Raw genomic sequence first — 16,615 nt, forward strand, 5'->3', positions numbered from 1 at the left:
AAAATATGGATTCTACGGTATCAGCTGGAACAGAAGAGAACGTTTGGGGTGGCGGAAATAAACCCTTAGGGGCAAGCTACGGTAAGTTAATGATGTGGTTTTTCCTGGTTTCGGATGCCTTGACCTTCTCCGGTTTTTTAGCTTCCTATGGTTTCTCCAGATTTAAATTTATTGAGACTTGGCCAATTGCGGATGAGGTTTTTACGCACGTTCCTTTTTTCCACGGGAACTATCCCATGATTTATGTGGCATTCATGACTTTCATTTTGATTATGTCCTCTGTAACTATGGTATTAGCGGTAGACGCGGGACATAGAATGAAAAAGAATGCCGTCATATGGTACATGTTCGCTACTGTCATCGGGGGTGCTATCTTCGTTGGATCTCAAGCTTGGGAATGGGCAACCTTCATTAAAGGTGACTATGGTGCGGTAGAAACACGAGGAGGTAGGATATTACAATTTGTGAATGCGGACACCGGTGAGCGTGCTGCTTTGGCTGATTTTGCAAGAACCATTCCAGATGAGAGAGTAGAACATGAGAAAAGGAACGGGGTTTGGTATTATGAAGAAAAGTCTTTGCCAACCTATTCCCTTAATGAAGTTATAACGGGCTTCAAGGCCAACTCCAATATCCTTATTCGTACAGAAACGATTAATGAGGAGGGTGAAAAAACCTTGCTTACCAGAGAAGAATCCCTAGCTAAATTAAATGATGCTACCCAGGTGGTTGAAGGTGCTAACCTCATTCAGAATGAGTACGGTAGTCGCCTCTTTGCCGATTTCTTTTTCTTTATTACAGGTTTCCACGGATTCCACGTTTTCTCTGGAGTCGTTATTAACCTCATAATTTTCTTCAACGTCGTAATAGGTACATACGAAAGGAGAGGACACTATGAGATGGTAGAAAAAGTTGGGCTCTATTGGCACTTTGTAGATTTGGTATGGGTCTTTGTATTTACATTTTTCTATTTGGTATAATTTTTAAAAAATTAATTCCGGTTATGACTGGAAGCTATTTACAAACATATGGCACACGAGCATAAATTAGAGATTTTTAGAGGGCTGTGGAAATTTAAGTCCAACACCCAAAAAATTTGGGGTGTTCTTGCTTTCCTTACTTTGGTAACGGCGGTAGAGGTAGTTTTGGGTATATTGAAGCCCGATTCTTTAATTGGAACATCCTTCTTAGGCATGAAATTACTGAACTGGATATTTATTATCCTGACGCTGGTTAAAGCCTATTACATTGCTTGGGATTTTATGCACCTAAGGGACGAGAAAAGTTCGTTAAGAAGAGCAATAGTTTGGACGCCGATATTCTTAGTAATTTATTTGGTATTTATACTGTTGGTAGAGGCAGATTACATTTATAATATCTATAAGGATGGCTTTGTAAGTTGGAATTTCTAAGATATAATTAACAGAATAGAAAGACGGTTTAAAGACCGTCTTTTTTATTTTTGCAGGTAAAGGTTCAAGCTTTTTAAATGGAAGAATAAGTATTAATTCTTTTTGAAAAAGTGAACCATTTTATTAGTTGTACATGAAGAAGACTTTTGTTCTCGTAGTATTGTTCGTCCTCCCCATTGTTGTCTATCTTTTCTTTGCTTCTGGGGTCAATAATTTCGGTAAACTTCCCATACTCACAGAAAATATTTCAGAGGCACGCTTTAATGGTGAGAATATCAGGTTTGCGGACAAGATTACCGTTCTTGGGTTTTTAGGAAATGAAGTAGAGTTAAAAAAAGGTAATGCCTTTAACTTGAATCAAAAAATATACAAACGGTTCTACGAGTTTAATGACTTCCAGTTTATAATGGTAATGCCAATCGGAACCGAGGACGAGGTGGAAAATTTAAAGCGGGAACTTTCCAATCTAGTGGATATTGAAAAATGGAAATTTGTTTTTGAGGAACCTGAACTGATTCAAAAATTGTTTAATAGCTTAAAGACCGATATCCGGTTGGATGAGAATCTAGGCACGCCTTATGTTTTTATAATAGATAAGGAAAGAAACTTACGCGGGCGCACGGAGGATGAAGATGAGGGTACTAAGTTTGGCTTTAATACCAATTCAGTAGCCGATTTGAACAATAAGATGGTAGATGACGTAAAAATAATCTTGGCAGAATACCGATTAGCTTTGAAGAAAAATAACGCTAACCGAAATAAATAATAATGAACAAAAAATACACCTACATTTGGGTTTCCTTGATTATTCTTATTTTCGGGATAATCGTTATACCACGAATAGTGGATCGCATGAAATCCGGTACTGTGGTGGAGAATGATAGAATGAATGTTGCCACTACTACCAAGGAATTAAGCTACATCACTTTAAACGGTAAAAAGAGAAAAGTACCCACTTTTGAACTCTTAAATCAGGATAGCTTATTAATTAATGACAAAGATTATCTAGGAAAGGTTTATGTGGTGGAATTCTTTTTCACGTCCTGCCCTAGCATCTGCCCTGTTATGACAAAGAACTTAGTAAGCTTACAGAATCATTTTCAAGATGAGGATGATTTTGGGATAGCCTCTTTTTCCATCACTCCACAATACGACACGCCAAAAGTACTTAAGGCGTACGCGGAGAAATATGGAATTAACAATACAGATTGGCACTTAATGACTGGGGATAGAGACACCATATATGACCTTGCCAATAGCGGCTTTAATATCTTTGCAGCGGAAACGCCGGACGCCCCTGGAGGGTTTGAACATTCTGGACTGTTTGCCCTGGTTGACAAAAAGGGGTATTTACGATCTAGATTGGACAATTTTGGTAATCCCATAGTTTATTATCGCGGAGCGATATCGGAGGAGATGGGCGAAAATAGTCAAGGAGAGGAACAGGAAATAAGTATTTTAAGGGAGGACATTAAAAAATTGTTAGAGGAGTAGCATGGAAACCACCGTTTCAAAAGAGAAAAGATTCAATAAAATTATAGGAATAGTATCCGTGGTAATTCCTATCGTGGTAGCCCTTCTTTTTGGAGTGAAAATTCCGGATGTGGCGCCGCTTTCCTTCTTACCTCCAATTTACGCGACCATAAATGGTATTACGGCTTTGCTTTTGCTGGTTGCCGTATGGGCGATCAAGAACGGGAAGCAGACTTTGCATCAAAATTTGATGACGACGAATATTGCCTTATCATTACTCTTTTTACTAATGTACATCGCCTATCATATGACATCGGATTCTACCTCGTACGGTGGGGAAGGGTGGTTAAGGTATATCTATTTTTTCATATTGATAACGCATATCGTATTGTCCATCGCACTTATCCCTTTGGTTTTACGTACGTATGCGAAGGCATATTTAAATGATTTTATAGGTCATAGGAAGCTAGCTCGGTACACTTTTCCGGTATGGTTGTATGTGGCAGTCACTGGGGTTATTGTTTACATTATGATATCACCCTATTACGTTTATTAAAGATGATTAGAAAACTAGTGTTTTTCTTAATGCTAATTGCACTGGTCGTGTTTCCAGAAACTGCAGAGGCCCAATGTGCCATGTGTAGGGCCGTACTGGAAAGTGAAGAGTCCGGTAGAGCAGCAGAGGGTATAAATAATGGCATCGTCTATCTTATGGCCATTCCCTATGTATTGGTAGCAGGTGTATTTTATTTCGTGTACCGAAAAATGCGGTCTTAACACAATTTTAAAACTTTAACACTTTTTTTATTCTAAATATGTAACATTGTTAGGACTGTTTAGTCTTATTACCGTGCAATAGCTGTTTTGCATTCATCAATCAAAATCAATCACATGTTCGACATCGAAAGATGGCAGGAGATTTTCGATACTATCCGTAAGAACAGACTTCGGACGGTTCTTACTGGCATTTCGGTAGCTTCCGGTATTTTCATCCTCGTAATTTTATTGGGTTTTGGACAAGGGATGCAAAATGGTATTGCTCAAGAATTTGAAGAAGATGCCAGCAACCGTATTGGTGTATGGACCCAGGTCACTACTAAGGAGTACAAAGGTCTGAACCCTGGTCGGCCTATTCGTTTGCGAAATGGGAACTATACATACATTGAAGATAAATACGCGGATGAACTTGAGTATAAATCCCCGAATTTCAGGGTTTTTAATGCAAGCATTAATTACAAGAAAGAATCAGGTGCGTATTCTGTTCAGGGCATTTCGCCAGAATACCAACAAATAGAAAATGAATTCATCACAAAAGGACGGTTCCTAAACTACAAGGATCATCAATCCGTATCCAAGGTTGCCGTAATCAGCAATAAAATCCATAGGGAGTTACTTCAGGGTGAAGAAGATCCTGTTGGTCGCGAACTGAAAATAGCAGATTTAAGCTTTAAAATTATTGGTGTCTACGGTGATAAAGGAGGTGAGCGGGAGGAAGACCGCGTTTACATTCCCTTAAGTACGGGACAACGAGTTTTTAATGGTGGTGATAGCCTAAACATGATGTTTTTCACCCTAAAACCAGCTCCAACTTTTGAACAAACCCTTGAGGAGTCCATTAAATTTACGGACGAGATAAAAACGTATTTAAAACAAGCACATACCGTGGCGCCAGACGATATGAGCGCCATTAATACCTTCAACACACTGGAAAATGTACAACGGTTCATGAACCTTATAGGAGGTATCAAGTTTTTCTTTTGGTTTGTTGGTGTCTGTACAATTATTGCCGGTATTGTAGGGGTAAGTAACATTATGCTCATCATTGTCAAAGAAAGAACCAGAGAAATCGGTATTAGAAAGGCCCTGGGTGCCAAACCTTGGTCAATAATAGGTATGATTTTGCATGAGGCAATTTTTGTAACCGCTGTATCGGGTTTTGGTGGGCTGATATTTAGTATGGGTCTACTGGAAATAATTGGTCCGAATGTGGAGGTGGATTACGTGGTTAATCCTTCCATTGATTTTAATGTTGCGCTCACAACAGTATTGCTGTTAATTTTTGCAGGCACGTTGGCCGGTTTTTTTCCTGCGTGGCGTGCCGCAAGAATAAAACCTATTGAGGCACTAAAAGAAGAATGATTTTAAGAATACTAACAGTTTAGTCTAAAATTAAATGTTCAATAAGGATCGCTGGAACGAAATATTGCAAGTGCTGACCACAAATTGGTTCAGGACCTTGCTCACGGCATTTGGGGTTTTTTGGGGAATTTTTATTTTGATTATTCTTTTGGCGGCGGGCAAAGGACTTGAAAATGGTATTAGAGCGGATTTTGGGGATATTGCCACCAATACCATGTTCATGTGGACGAGAACTGCCTCAAAGGCATACAAAGGATTGCCTAAAGATCGGGAATTCACGTATAAAACAGGTGATGTCGTTGATATTCTAGAAAACGTTGATGGACTTCGCTACGTTTCACCTAGAAATCAACTGGGAAATTTCAGAGGGACCAACAATGTGGTACGAGGCTTGAATACGGGAGCTTTTAGTGTGTATGGGGATTACCCAGAGATAATTAAGCAAGAACCTATGGACATTACCTCCGGACGTTTCTTAAACTACGGGGATATCAACGAAAAACGTAAGGTGGCCGTCATAGGTATTGACGTCAAGTCCAGTTTGTACGATCAAGAAGAGCAATGCCTTGGTACCTACATCAAAATCAATGATGTGAATTTTATGGTGGTCGGCACCTACAAGAAAACCAATGTTGACGGGGATAGTGAAAATGCTCAAAAGGAAATATATATTCCTTTTACCTCTTTTTCTCAGGCCTTTAATCGTGGTGACAATGTTGGATGGATGGCGATTACTGCGGTGGATGAGGTGCCAATTACTAATATAAAGGACCAGATTTTTAATATCGTAAGAGAAAATCATAGGATACATCCTGATGATACAAGGGCCATAGGTCATTTTGACTTAAATGAGCAATTTCAAAGAGTGGTTAGTCTTTTTGGAGCCTTGAAATTGATAGCTTATTTCGTCGGGATATGTGTGCTACTTTCTGGTATCATCGGGGTTAGTAATATTATGCTGATTGTCGTAAAGGAGCGTACAAAGGAAATTGGTATCAGGCGTGCCTTGGGCGAAGGGCCTTGGTCTATCAAAAAACAGATTTTAATGGAGTCCATATTCTTGACCATCATTTCGGGCATGAGCGGAATTGCATTCGGAGCATTGGTCATCTATGGTATCAATTACTTATTGGATGTCAGTGGCCCGGTAATGATGTTCGTTAACCCGAGTGTAAATCTTGGAGTGGTGACAATCGCCTTGATAATTTTGATAGTTTCAGGATTGTTTGCAGGATTTATACCGGCCAATAGTGCAATAAAAGTAAGGCCCATAGAGGCGTTGAGAACAGAATAAAAAAACAGATTTAAAAAATATCAATCAATCACACTAGAAAATGAAGAAAAAAGTAACCATTTTTATTTTGCTATTCATCGTAGTATCCTTCGGTGGGGCAATGTACTATTTGTACCAAAAAAACGCAGAAGACCCTGTTGTATATGAGACCGAAACTCCCACGACCGAGACCATCGTAAAGAAGACGGTAGCAACGGGTAGTATCTTACCATTGGAAGAGGTTTTGATAAAACCCAATATATCAGGGGTCATAGAAGAGATTTATGTTGAAGGAGGGGATTATGTAAAGTCTGGTGATTTGATTTGTCGCATAAAGGTTGTACCCAATTTGAATGCGTTAAATGATGCTAGAAATGCAATTGACGAAGCAAAGATTGGATTGGATGACCAGTTGCGTAATTTGGAACGCCAGAAAAACCTCTTTTCTAAAGGTGTAGTTTCTAAAGTGGATTTAGAACGGGCCCAGGTTGCTTATGATCAGGCAAAACAAGCCTATGGCGCCTCTAATAAAAGATATGACATTGTGAAAACCGGGACGACCAAAGGTTATGGAAATGAGGCAAACACACAAATCCGGGCCACGGTAAGCGGAATGGTACTAGAGGTTCCCGTAGAAGTAGGTAATCAAGTTATTGAGAGCAATACCTTTAATGAAGGCACCACTATTGCCACCATCGCAGATGTGGAAAAAATGATATTTGAAGGAAAGGTTGATGAGTCGGAAGTAGGAAAAATCAAAGAAAACCTTCCCTTAGAAATTACTGTTGGTGCTATTGAGAATGCCGTTTTTGATGCGGTGCTGGATTACATTGCACCAAAAGGAAACGCTGAAAATGGTTCAATACAATTTGAAATAAAAGGTACGCTTAAAAAGCAGGATTCAGTTTTTATTCGTGCGGGATTAAGTGCGAATGCTTCAATCATCTTAGGGCGAGCGGATAGTGTTCTAGCACTTAAGGAGGCCTTGGTTCAGTTTGATGGAAAGACTAAAAAACCTTTTGTTGAGGTGGAAAACGGGGACCAACAATTTGAACGTCGGGATATTGAACTAGGAATAAGCGATGGTATCAACGTTGAAGTAAAATCCGGTATTTCCGAAGGGGACAAAATAAAGGTCTGGAATGCAGTGAAGCCAGACGAGTTTGCACAGAACTAGTAAATCATAAAAAAATTAGTAAAACCTTGTAACATTTTAGTCATTTGACTGTCCTATCAGCGGAAAGTATGTTGCAGAGCTTACGACACAATAAAAAACCAACATGATAGAAATTAAAGATCTTCATAAATCATATAAAATGGGCAGTAATTCACTGCACGTCTTAAAAGGAATAAATTTTACTGTTGAGGAAGGCGAACTAGTGGCCATAATGGGATCCTCAGGTTCTGGAAAATCAACACTGTTGAATATCTTGGGAATGTTGGATGAATTGGACGAAGGCTCTTACACGCTGGATGGTGTTCCTATCAAGAATCTTAACGAGACTAAGGCGGCCAATTACCGAAATAAGTTTTTAGGGTTCGTATTCCAGTCCTTCAACTTAATCAACTATAAGACAGCGATGGAAAATGTGGCGCTACCGTTGTACTATCAACGTATGCCTAGAAAACAAAGGGAAGAAAAATCACTTAAATATCTGGAGCAGGTAGGCTTAAGGGAATGGGCAGGCCACTTACCCAGTGAGCTTTCAGGTGGACAAAAACAAAGAGTTGCCATTGCAAGGGCCATGGCTGCTGAACCAAAAGTACTACTAGCGGATGAACCTACTGGAGCATTGGATAGTACGACTTCCTATGAAGTAATGGACCTCATACAAAAAATTAACGACCAAGGCAATACGATTTTGATCGTAACCCACGAGGAGGACATTGCGAATATGTGCAAACGTATTGTGCATCTTAAGGATGGTATTATTTTGGAGGACAAAACAATTAAACAGGTAAGGGCGGAGAAATATGTTCAGTAGAGATAATTGGAAAGAGATTTTCGAGACTATTCAAAAGAACAAATTGCGTACGTTCTTATCGGGATTTACCGTTGCTTTGGGTATTCTCATATTCGTATCTCTCGTAGGTCTTACCAATGGTCTTCAGAACACTTTCAATAAATTTTTTAGTGATGATAGTAGCAATACATTCTTCCTGTTTCCGGGTAGAACCTCAATTCCGTACAAGGGGTATAAGTCCGGCCGTCAAATAGAATTCGACAATAGCGATTTGGAGGATATTGAGAAAAACTTTACCCTATTGACTGATTACGTCTCACCGAGAATAGATAGGAGCGGTTTGGTCAAGTATAAGAATGAGTCCAACAATTATACTACTAGGGCCGTAAGCGAGTCTTACCAATTTGCGGAGAAAACGATTATGATGAAAGGTCGTTATCTCAACAAAGAAGACATTAAAAATAAAACCAAATACGCGGTAATAGGCAGGCTCGTGGAACGCGATCTGTTCGGTCAAGAGGATGCCATCGGAGCCTATATAGATATTACAGGTAGTGTTTTTAAGGTCATAGGCGTTTTTCAGGATGAGGCTGGGGATGACGAAGAAAGACGCATATACATACCGTATACGACAAGACAGCTTATAGAAAAGAATACGGATAAGGTAAATCAGATTGTGGTAGGGTTTAATCCTGAAATTGGGTATGCGGGAGCGATGGCTTTTGACAAAAGTTTGGACCGTTTTTTGAGGGAGAAAAAATTTATTAGCCCAGATGATCAGAACGGGATTTACATAAGAAATGTTGCCGATCAGTTAAAACAGAATCAGCAATTTGCCGGGGTGCTGGCCTATATTGGTGGATTCATTGCGTTCGGGACTATCTTGGCAGGAATCATCGGTATTAGTAATATCATGGTATTCGTGGTCAAGGAACGAACTAAAGAATTGGGAATACGGAAAGCTTTGGGTGCAACTCCAAAATCCGTTATTGGTTCAATACTCTTAGAATCGGTTTTTATAACTACAATCTCAGGAATTTTTGGAATGATTGTAGGTATTGCCATTATTGGCTCCCTAGGAAAAAAATTGGAAGATTTTTTCATTACGGATCCTTACATAAATCTTGGTCTGGCAGTTTTCGCTACGGTCATACTTATAGTTTTTGGTGCCATAGCTGGATACATACCGGCCAGGAGAGCTGCCAGAATAAAACCTATTGTTGCACTAAGAGACGAATGATATGAAGTTTATTTTTGATAGAAATACATGGCAGGAGATTTTTGGTTCTATAAGCAAGAACAAGACGCGGACCATCATAACAATGATAGGGGTTTTGTGGGGTATTTTTGTTTATATAGGACTCTCAGGGGCCGCACAAGGAATGGATAATGGTTTTGACAAGGTTTTTAAAACCGTTTCCATGAACAGTATGTTCGTATGGGGGCAAAGTACCAGCAAACCCTACGACGGTTATAAAACAGGAAGAGAAATGCAGTTAAAGTTAGGTGATGTCACCAAGTTGCAGAATAGAATTCCTGAAATACAATATATAGCTCCACGTATAGATATGGGAGGTTTTGGTACAGATCCAGTTTATACCGTGAGAGGTCAAAAATCTGGAACATATCCGGTAAACGGAGACTTTCCCGTATATACGAAGATTGCCACAAAAAAAATCTTTGATGGGGGCAGGTTCATCAACGATGAGGATATAGAGCAAGCTAGAAAAGTATGTGTTATAGGTGAGCGAAATCTACAGGAGCTCTTTGAAAAGGATGAAAATCCTATCGGACAATACATTCGAATAGGCAATGTATATTTTCAGGTAATTGGTGTCCATAAGTTAGCGCAAGGGGTAAGCTTTGATAACGATACTGCGATTTTTATCCCCTTTTCTACTTTTAGAAAGTTATACAATACCGGTGACGATGTAGGCTATTTGTGTATTGCAGCTTATGACGATGTGGATGTTGTTCAGGTTGAAAAGGACGTTAAGGCGTTGCTTAAAAATATTCATAGGGTGGATCCTGAAGACGAAAGGGCTTTTGGATCGTTCAACTTGGGTGAGATGTTTACCAAAGTGTCCGGCTTCGCCAAAGGACTAACTTTTTTATCGCTCATTGTAGGTATCGCTACAATTTTGGCTGGTGTCATTGGTATTGGTAATATTCTGTTGATATCGGTCAAAGAAAGAACTAAAGAACTGGGTGTAAGAAGGGCTTTAGGAGCAACCCCAAGTGAAGTTCGCAACCAAATTATTTTAGAATCTGTTTTCCTAACCATCTTGGCAGGTATTATGGGTATAATTTTGGGGGCGGGCGTTCTATCGCTTATCAACAATTTGACAAAGGATATTGACTTTCCCTATACGAATCCTACAGTACCGATTCCCTATGTCTTAGGAGCCTTGGCCATAATGGTGATTTTGGGAACCCTTATCGGGCTGATACCTGCGCAACGTGCCGTGAGTATAAGGCCTATAGACGCTTTACGAGAAGAATAACAAACAAACCAATACATAACTAATACAAATACACTAGAAATGAACAAAATCGTAAAATACATATTAATAGGGCTTTTAGTACTAGGAGCATTGTGGGCCGCTGTATTTTTTATAAAATCCAACAGTAAATCATCCATTACGTATGAAACTCATAAGCCATTCATTTCAAATATTGAAAAGAAGACTGTTGCTACCGGTAAAGTGGTTCCCGAAGATGAGGTTGAGATAAAACCTCAGATTTCTGGTATCATAGAAAAAATATACATGGAAGAAGGATCTAAGGTTAAAGCCGGTGATCTCATCGCCGTGATAAAAGTGGTTCCCAATGATCAATCCTTGAATCAAGCTCAAGGTAGGGTTAGTAATGCTCGGATTGCTTTGAATAATATTAAGATAGAATACAACAGAAACAAAGCACTTTTTGACAAAGGGGTCATTTCAAGTCAGGATTTCAACAACCTGCAGTTGCAGTACGATCAGGCCGTACAGGAGTTGAAGAACGCACAGGCAGATTATCAAATTATCAGGGTCGGTTCCGCGGGTGGCTCGTCCTCGGCGAACACGAACATTCGCGCTACGGTCGATGGTACTATTTTGGAAATACCCGTAGAGGAAGGAGACCAGGTCATTCAAAGCAACAACTTTAACGATGGTACGACCATTGCTACTATTGCTGACCTTGGGAAAATGATTTTTGAAGGTAAAGTGGATGAAGGAGAAGTGGGTAAACTAACCGTAGGTACACCCTTAAAAATAAGCCTAGGAGCCGTTGAAGATAAAGAGTTGGATGCCAGGTTACGTTTCATTGCGCCTAAGGGCATAGAAGAAACGGGTGCAGTTCAGTTTAAGATTGAAGGGGATGTGGAAATCAACGATAGTATTTTCATCAGGGCTGGCTATAGTGCAAATGCTTCTATGATTTTGGAAAAAAAGGATAGTGTACTTGTGATATCAGAGGCCTTGCTGCAGTTCGATAAAAAAACGGACAAGCCTTATGTTGAGATTGCCTTAGGTTCACCTGAGGAACAGAAATTTGAGCGTAGAGATGTAGAAATTGGAATATCCGACGGAGTTAATGTTGAGATCATTTCAGGCCTTACTGAGGACGACTTGGTAAAACAATGGAATAAAACGGAGCCCATAAAACAAGGGGATGAGGAAGAGGAAGGCGAAACTGAAGAGTAAAATCATCAATCAAATAATAATCAAAAAATCATCAAATGAAATTTAAACTAACCATTATATTGCTGCTGTTTGTGGTCGCATCGACCTTGGCGCAAAATAAAAAATGGACCTTGGAAGAATGTATCGCCTACGCAGAAGAGAACAATATCTCTATAGCACAGTTTGAGTTGGACTTAGAAAATGCAAAACTAGATGAATCCGATGCTTTTGGAAATTTTTTACCGGATGCTAACGCCCAAATTAGTACATCGGCCAGTACAGGTCTTTCATTTGACCCGACTACCCAAGAACCCGTTACGACAACTATTCTTACAGGTAATGGTAACCTAACCTCAACGGTAAATTTATTCAATGGGATGCGAAATATCAATCGTCTTAGGCGAGCGAAAATGAATGCACTTGCCAACCAATACCGATTGGATGACTTGAAGGATGATATTCGTTTGAACGTTGCCAATGCCTATTTGAGTATTATCTCTAACAAAGAGACACTGGTTACTCAAAAAGCTCAATATGCAGCAACAGAGCAAGACTTGAAGAGAACTGCTGAGTTGGTCGAAGCGGGGGTTTTACCCCAGGGTGATTTGTTGGATATTGAGGCAACAGCAGCTGGGCAAGAACAACAAATCGTAAATACGGAAAATTTGGTTTTGATTTCTCGAATCAATTTAGCGCAATTACTTCAAATCACCGATTACGAGAATTTTGATGTAGCTGACGTTGATTTGGAAGTGCCTCCTTCGGAGGTTATGAATAGGTCTCCAAAGGAAATTTTTGCCGCTGCCCTTGCTTTTCGAAACGATATCAAATTAGCAGAAAGTAATGTAGAGCTTGCTGAACAGGATTTGAAAATTTCAAAAGGAGCGCTTCTGCCTACACTTGGAGCTTTCTTTAATTACAATACTAGGTATTCGGATCAGGAAAGATTCAACAATATTACTGGAATGTTGGAAAGAGAAAGTTTTGTTGACCAATTGTGGTTGAACGATGGAATTTCATACGGAGTGCAACTGAACGTACCCATATTCAATCGTTTTGCGAACAGAAACAATATCAGACGTTCCGAAATTAATATACAACAAGCACAACTACAGCTTGAACAAAATAAGTTATCACTTGAAACGGATATCAATCAGGCCTATGTCAATGTCATCAATTTGGCTAAGGCTTATGAGGCCGCACAAAAAACATTGGAAGCAAGGCGTTTAGCCTATGAGTATTCAAGGGAGAGGTATGAAGTTGGCCTATTGAACGCTTTTGATTTCAATCAAGTACAGGCACAGGTAGATAACGCTGAAGCAACTGTTGTGCGTACTAAATATGATTATATCTTCAATTTGAAAGTATTAGAGTTCTACTTTGGACTTCCTATAGTTTTAAATTAAGCTAACTCAATTATTTTGAAAGCCCACAGGTAAAACTAGTGGGCTTTCTCATTTTAAGACGATTCGATAACTTTGAACTATGGGATTGATTTTAAATTTAGAAACGGCTACGACCAACTGCTCCGTGAGTTTAGCTAGAGATGGAGTAATTTTGGCTTTGAAAGAACAGAATACACCTAATTATTCCCATTCCGAACAATTACATGTTTTTATAGAGAAATGCCTAGACGAAGCAGATTGTAGTTTAAATGAATTGAATGCCATAGCCGTTAGTAAAGGCCCTGGTTCTTATACCGGTCTGCGTATAGGGGTATCTGCTGCGAAGGGACTCTGTTTTTCGTTAGGCATTCCACTAATTGCTATCGCAACGCTCAAAAGTATGGCCTCCCAAATAGATGCTTCCGCGGGTGAACATATAATCCCTGTCCTGGATGCAAGACGTATGGAAGTATATGCTGCAGTTTTTGATTCCAACTTAAATGAGGTAAGGGGTACAGAAGCCCAAATAATTGACGAGGAGTCATTTGAAGCTTATTCCCAAAATAAACGAACTTATATCGTGGGAAGCGGAGCGGAAAAAGATCAAGCAGGCCTTGGACCGACCCAATTTTTTATTCAAAACTGATGTTATTCCTTCGGCAAAGGAAATGGCGTTGCTATCTCAAATCAAGTTCGCGCAAAAAGAGTTTGAGGATGTGGCTTATTTTGAACCCTATTATTTAAAGGATTTTATACTCCAAAAGAAAAAAACTATTTGAGTTTTAACTTTGAATTATCTGCTGCGGTGAATTTTCGTTTCTTTTTAGAGCATTGTAATAGTCCAATATACGAATGACATCTTCTTCTTTCTTCAAATTCAAATTATTTTTGGAAATAAAATAAGTAAGTATATTCTCGTATTTCGAATCAAGATTTTTTAAAACGGCTGACTTGTTAAGCACTATTCGCGATGCTGGCTGACCTTCAGTTTTGATGTAGTATGAGGACACATCATAGTAGTAGCCGTCCTTTCTTTGCTGAAAAGTATAATCGCTAAGTTTTAGTTTTTTATTTGGCCTCAATAATAATTGAACATTTCCCTCATTTAATGGATTAAAATAGCCAAGTTTTTTGTTATTCGTTATTTCATTTAAATACTCCTCAACTACAAATCTTTTTCCATTAAACTCAGCGGATACATATGGTCTTCTTAAAAGCTCTTTTACGATACCGTCTTCATTTTTAAACTCAATAACATGCTCAGCTGCATTGTATCGCATTTTAGCCACAAATCCCAGTTCACCATGAATTGTTGTTTTTCCATCGAAATATTCATCCTCCAAGAACGGAGAATCTAAAATTACAACATCATAAGGACCGCTTCCATCAAAAGTACCGCTAATATTCAAAGCGAAGGAAGAAGGTAGAATGTCAATGGAAGATGGCGAAGCCATCTGGCAGAATGCTAAACTAGAGCTCAGTAAAAGAAATACAACTATTCGTGTCATAGGAAGAAGATTTTATTAATACCATTTTCTACCTTATGCGCTACAAAAATCATTCCAATAATTTGATATTCAAATGTTCTTAGGGAGTGGGTATCAGCTTTTTTGCTCTATTTTTTCGGGTTCTACTAATAAAGTGTCATAGTAATCCAATAATCGAACTACATCGTTTTCATCTTTTAGGTTAAGGTCATACTTGTCTATGAACTTCTTTAAGAGTTCGGTCTTATCCCCTAAAGTCTTTAGAACATTCCGCTTGGATAATTTAACCTCTTCCGCAGGCTTGTTTTCTTTTTTAATGAAAAAGGAAGAAACATCCTTATAGTGCGGTGGGTCGTAGGTATCATAGCCATTGTCCGGCTTTTCAGCCTGTAGAAAAATTTTCTTTGGTCTATAGTACAAGATGGTATTTCCCTCGTTCAAAGGATTAAAATAGCCTTTTTTAATGTTCCCCGCTAAGTTGTACTCAATAACCTCGTAGGTTTTTCCGTCAAAAATGGCTTTAATGTTACTTCTTCTTAATAGCTTTCTAGTAGTACCGTTTTCATCAAGTATTTCTACGGCGTCATTGTAGGCATTATATCGCATTAGCGCATCTGTAGTACTAACGTTATTGATTAGGGTAGTGCCCTTTTTAAATATCTCGTTGACGTAGGGCGAACCATCAATTGGGACTTCTCTAATGACAATCCCTGCTTGAGCATCTGTAGTGATACCATCACCATTGCCAATAGTCTGGGATACTACCCAATTGGATAAGAGTAAAAGGACAAAAATCGTTTTTTTCATAATAACATTATTTTCATTCAATTTAATAAATAAAACGTTGATATGCAACTTGATAAAAAGCAAAAGCCCATCAAATAATTATTTGATGGGCTCCCTTTTCACCTTTTTAAATTTAGGACTTTAGTTGATGCAATACCCTTTGTGGGAACGGAATTTCAATTCCTTCCGCATCAAACCTATGTTTGATTTCTTCCATGACAAAAAAATGAGCTGCCCAAAAAACTCCGTTGTTGGCCCAGAAACGCAAGGTTAGATTTACCGAGCTATCGGCCAATTCACCAACATATACCTCGGGGACAGGTTCTTTTAGTATATTCTCGCAATCGTCACATATCTTCAATAGTATATCTTTTGCTTTTTTAATGTTTGAACCGTAACCTATGCCCACATCTATCTTATCTCTTCGTGTATCTTGGGCATTGTAGTTAATGATATTGTCGTTGGACAATTTACCGTTGGGCACTATGGCCAGTTGATTTCCAAAAGTCGTGAGTTTCGTGGTGAAAATCGTAATTTCTTTAACCGTGCCATCAACTCCTTGAGCTGAGATAAAATCACCTACCTTGAACGGTTTGAACAAAAGGATAAGTACGCCACCTGCAAAATTGGAAAGTGATCCTTGCAGCGCAAGGCCAATGGCCAATCCTGCCGCACCTAATATAGCCGCCAGTGAAGTCGTTTGTACTCCTAATTGCGTAATCACCAATACGAACAAAACTATTTTTAAAGCAATGCTTATAAAGCTTTGTAAAAAGGATTCTAACGCTAAGTCGTAATCTTTTTTCAAAAAGAATTTGCGTACTAGCTTATTGATAAAACGTATAACGTATAGCCCTACGATAAGTATAAATAGGGCTAATAAAAGATTCGGCAAGGCGTTCCAAATCCAATCTATGGCCTTGTCCGCATGTTCTTTATAATCTGTAATTTGATTCATGGTTGTTTTAGTATTTAATTTTGCAAAACTTAAAAATAGAAAGCGTTAACGCAAGAAAATCTCATTAAAC

18 protein-coding genes are annotated in these 16,615 nt (G+C 38.9%); 15 read left to right on the forward strand and 3 right to left on the reverse strand.

Annotation, left to right across the window (positions count from 1 at the left end; all coding sequences use genetic code 11):
* The first annotated feature begins 5 nt into the window (after positions 1 to 5).
* The 15 genes from N8A89_RS11140 to tsaB all read left to right on the forward strand — a co-directional run bounded on the left by N8A89_RS11140 (position 6) and on the right by tsaB (position 13,960).
* Positions 6 to 980, forward strand: a complete 975-nt coding sequence (locus N8A89_RS11140) for a cytochrome c oxidase subunit 3 (RefSeq protein ID WP_281542340.1) — start codon at positions 6 to 8, stop codon at positions 978 to 980.
* A gap of 48 nt (positions 981 to 1,028) precedes the next feature.
* Positions 1,029 to 1,412 carry a cytochrome C oxidase subunit IV family protein gene (locus N8A89_RS11145; protein ID WP_281542341.1) on the forward strand — a complete coding sequence of 128 codons (384 nt, stop codon included), beginning with the start codon at positions 1,029 to 1,031 and terminating at the stop codon, positions 1,410 to 1,412.
* 133 nt (positions 1,413 to 1,545) lie between these two features.
* Positions 1,546 to 2,178 carry a hypothetical protein gene (locus N8A89_RS11150; protein ID WP_281542342.1) on the forward strand — a complete coding sequence of 211 codons (633 nt, stop codon included), beginning with the start codon at positions 1,546 to 1,548 and terminating at the stop codon, positions 2,176 to 2,178.
* 2 nt (positions 2,179 to 2,180) lie between these two features.
* Entirely contained in the window at positions 2,181 to 2,906 is a 726-nt protein-coding gene (locus N8A89_RS11155; RefSeq protein WP_281542343.1) for an SCO family protein, read from the forward strand.
* Between the two features lies 1 nt (position 2,907).
* Positions 2,908 to 3,441 (forward strand): DUF420 domain-containing protein, encoded by a 534-nt coding sequence (locus tag N8A89_RS11160; RefSeq protein ID WP_281542344.1) that lies wholly within the window; start codon positions 2,908 to 2,910, stop codon positions 3,439 to 3,441.
* A gap of 2 nt (positions 3,442 to 3,443) precedes the next feature.
* The gene (locus tag N8A89_RS11165; protein WP_281542345.1) at positions 3,444 to 3,662 is read left to right on the forward strand and encodes a hypothetical protein; all 219 of its coding nucleotides are present in this window, start codon (positions 3,444 to 3,446) and stop codon (positions 3,660 to 3,662) included.
* A 114-nt stretch (positions 3,663 to 3,776) separates the two neighbouring features.
* The gene (locus tag N8A89_RS11170) at positions 3,777 to 5,024 is read left to right on the forward strand and encodes an ABC transporter permease (RefSeq protein WP_289644320.1); all 1,248 of its coding nucleotides are present in this window, start codon (positions 3,777 to 3,779) and stop codon (positions 5,022 to 5,024) included.
* Between the two features lie 34 nt (positions 5,025 to 5,058).
* On the forward strand, positions 5,059 to 6,318 hold the full coding sequence (locus N8A89_RS11175) for an ABC transporter permease (protein WP_281542346.1): 1,260 nt from the start codon (positions 5,059 to 5,061) through the stop codon (positions 6,316 to 6,318).
* Positions 6,319 to 6,358: 40 nt separating this feature from the next.
* Positions 6,359 to 7,474: an efflux RND transporter periplasmic adaptor subunit gene (locus N8A89_RS11180; RefSeq protein ID WP_289644321.1), complete on the forward strand. Its 1,116-nt coding sequence runs from the start codon at positions 6,359 to 6,361 to the stop codon at positions 7,472 to 7,474.
* 103 nt (positions 7,475 to 7,577) lie between these two features.
* On the forward strand, positions 7,578 to 8,282 hold the full coding sequence (locus N8A89_RS11185) for an ABC transporter ATP-binding protein (protein WP_281542347.1): 705 nt from the start codon (positions 7,578 to 7,580) through the stop codon (positions 8,280 to 8,282).
* Complete coding sequence (locus tag N8A89_RS11190) at positions 8,272 to 9,501, forward strand: ABC transporter permease (RefSeq protein ID WP_281542348.1); 1,230 nt, start codon at positions 8,272 to 8,274, stop codon at positions 9,499 to 9,501. Before N8A89_RS11185 ends, N8A89_RS11190 begins: the two co-directional genes overlap by 11 nt.
* Before the next feature lies 1 nt (position 9,502).
* Positions 9,503 to 10,765 (forward strand): ABC transporter permease, encoded by a 1,263-nt coding sequence (locus tag N8A89_RS11195; RefSeq protein WP_289644322.1) that lies wholly within the window; start codon positions 9,503 to 9,505, stop codon positions 10,763 to 10,765.
* Between the two features lie 39 nt (positions 10,766 to 10,804).
* Complete coding sequence (locus N8A89_RS11200; protein ID WP_281542349.1) at positions 10,805 to 11,950, forward strand: efflux RND transporter periplasmic adaptor subunit; 1,146 nt, start codon at positions 10,805 to 10,807, stop codon at positions 11,948 to 11,950.
* 35 nt (positions 11,951 to 11,985) lie between these two features.
* On the forward strand, positions 11,986 to 13,335 hold the full coding sequence (locus N8A89_RS11205; RefSeq protein ID WP_281542350.1) for a TolC family protein: 1,350 nt from the start codon (positions 11,986 to 11,988) through the stop codon (positions 13,333 to 13,335).
* A 79-nt stretch (positions 13,336 to 13,414) separates the two neighbouring features.
* The gene (tsaB, locus tag N8A89_RS11210) at positions 13,415 to 13,960 is read left to right on the forward strand and encodes a tRNA (adenosine(37)-N6)-threonylcarbamoyltransferase complex dimerization subunit type 1 TsaB (RefSeq protein WP_347343925.1); all 546 of its coding nucleotides are present in this window, start codon (positions 13,415 to 13,417) and stop codon (positions 13,958 to 13,960) included.
* A 136-nt stretch (positions 13,961 to 14,096) separates the two neighbouring features.
* On the opposite strand, the gene N8A89_RS11215 is transcribed toward tsaB, so the two are convergent.
* The 3 genes from N8A89_RS11215 to N8A89_RS11225 form a co-directional block, all read right to left on the reverse strand.
* Positions 14,097 to 14,822 (reverse strand): hypothetical protein, encoded by a 726-nt coding sequence (locus N8A89_RS11215; RefSeq protein WP_281542352.1) that lies wholly within the window; start codon positions 14,820 to 14,822, stop codon positions 14,097 to 14,099.
* A gap of 93 nt (positions 14,823 to 14,915) precedes the next feature.
* Entirely contained in the window at positions 14,916 to 15,608 is a 693-nt protein-coding gene (locus N8A89_RS11220) for a hypothetical protein (RefSeq protein WP_281542353.1), read from the reverse strand.
* A gap of 112 nt (positions 15,609 to 15,720) precedes the next feature.
* On the reverse strand, positions 15,721 to 16,545 hold the full coding sequence (locus tag N8A89_RS11225) for a mechanosensitive ion channel family protein (RefSeq protein WP_281542354.1): 825 nt from the start codon (positions 16,543 to 16,545) through the stop codon (positions 15,721 to 15,723).
* Positions 16,546 to 16,615: the final 70 nt, after the last annotated feature.

The organism is Maribacter aestuarii, assembly GCF_027474845.2.
Taxonomy (GTDB): Bacteria; Bacteroidota; Bacteroidia; order Flavobacteriales; family Flavobacteriaceae; genus Maribacter; species Maribacter aestuarii.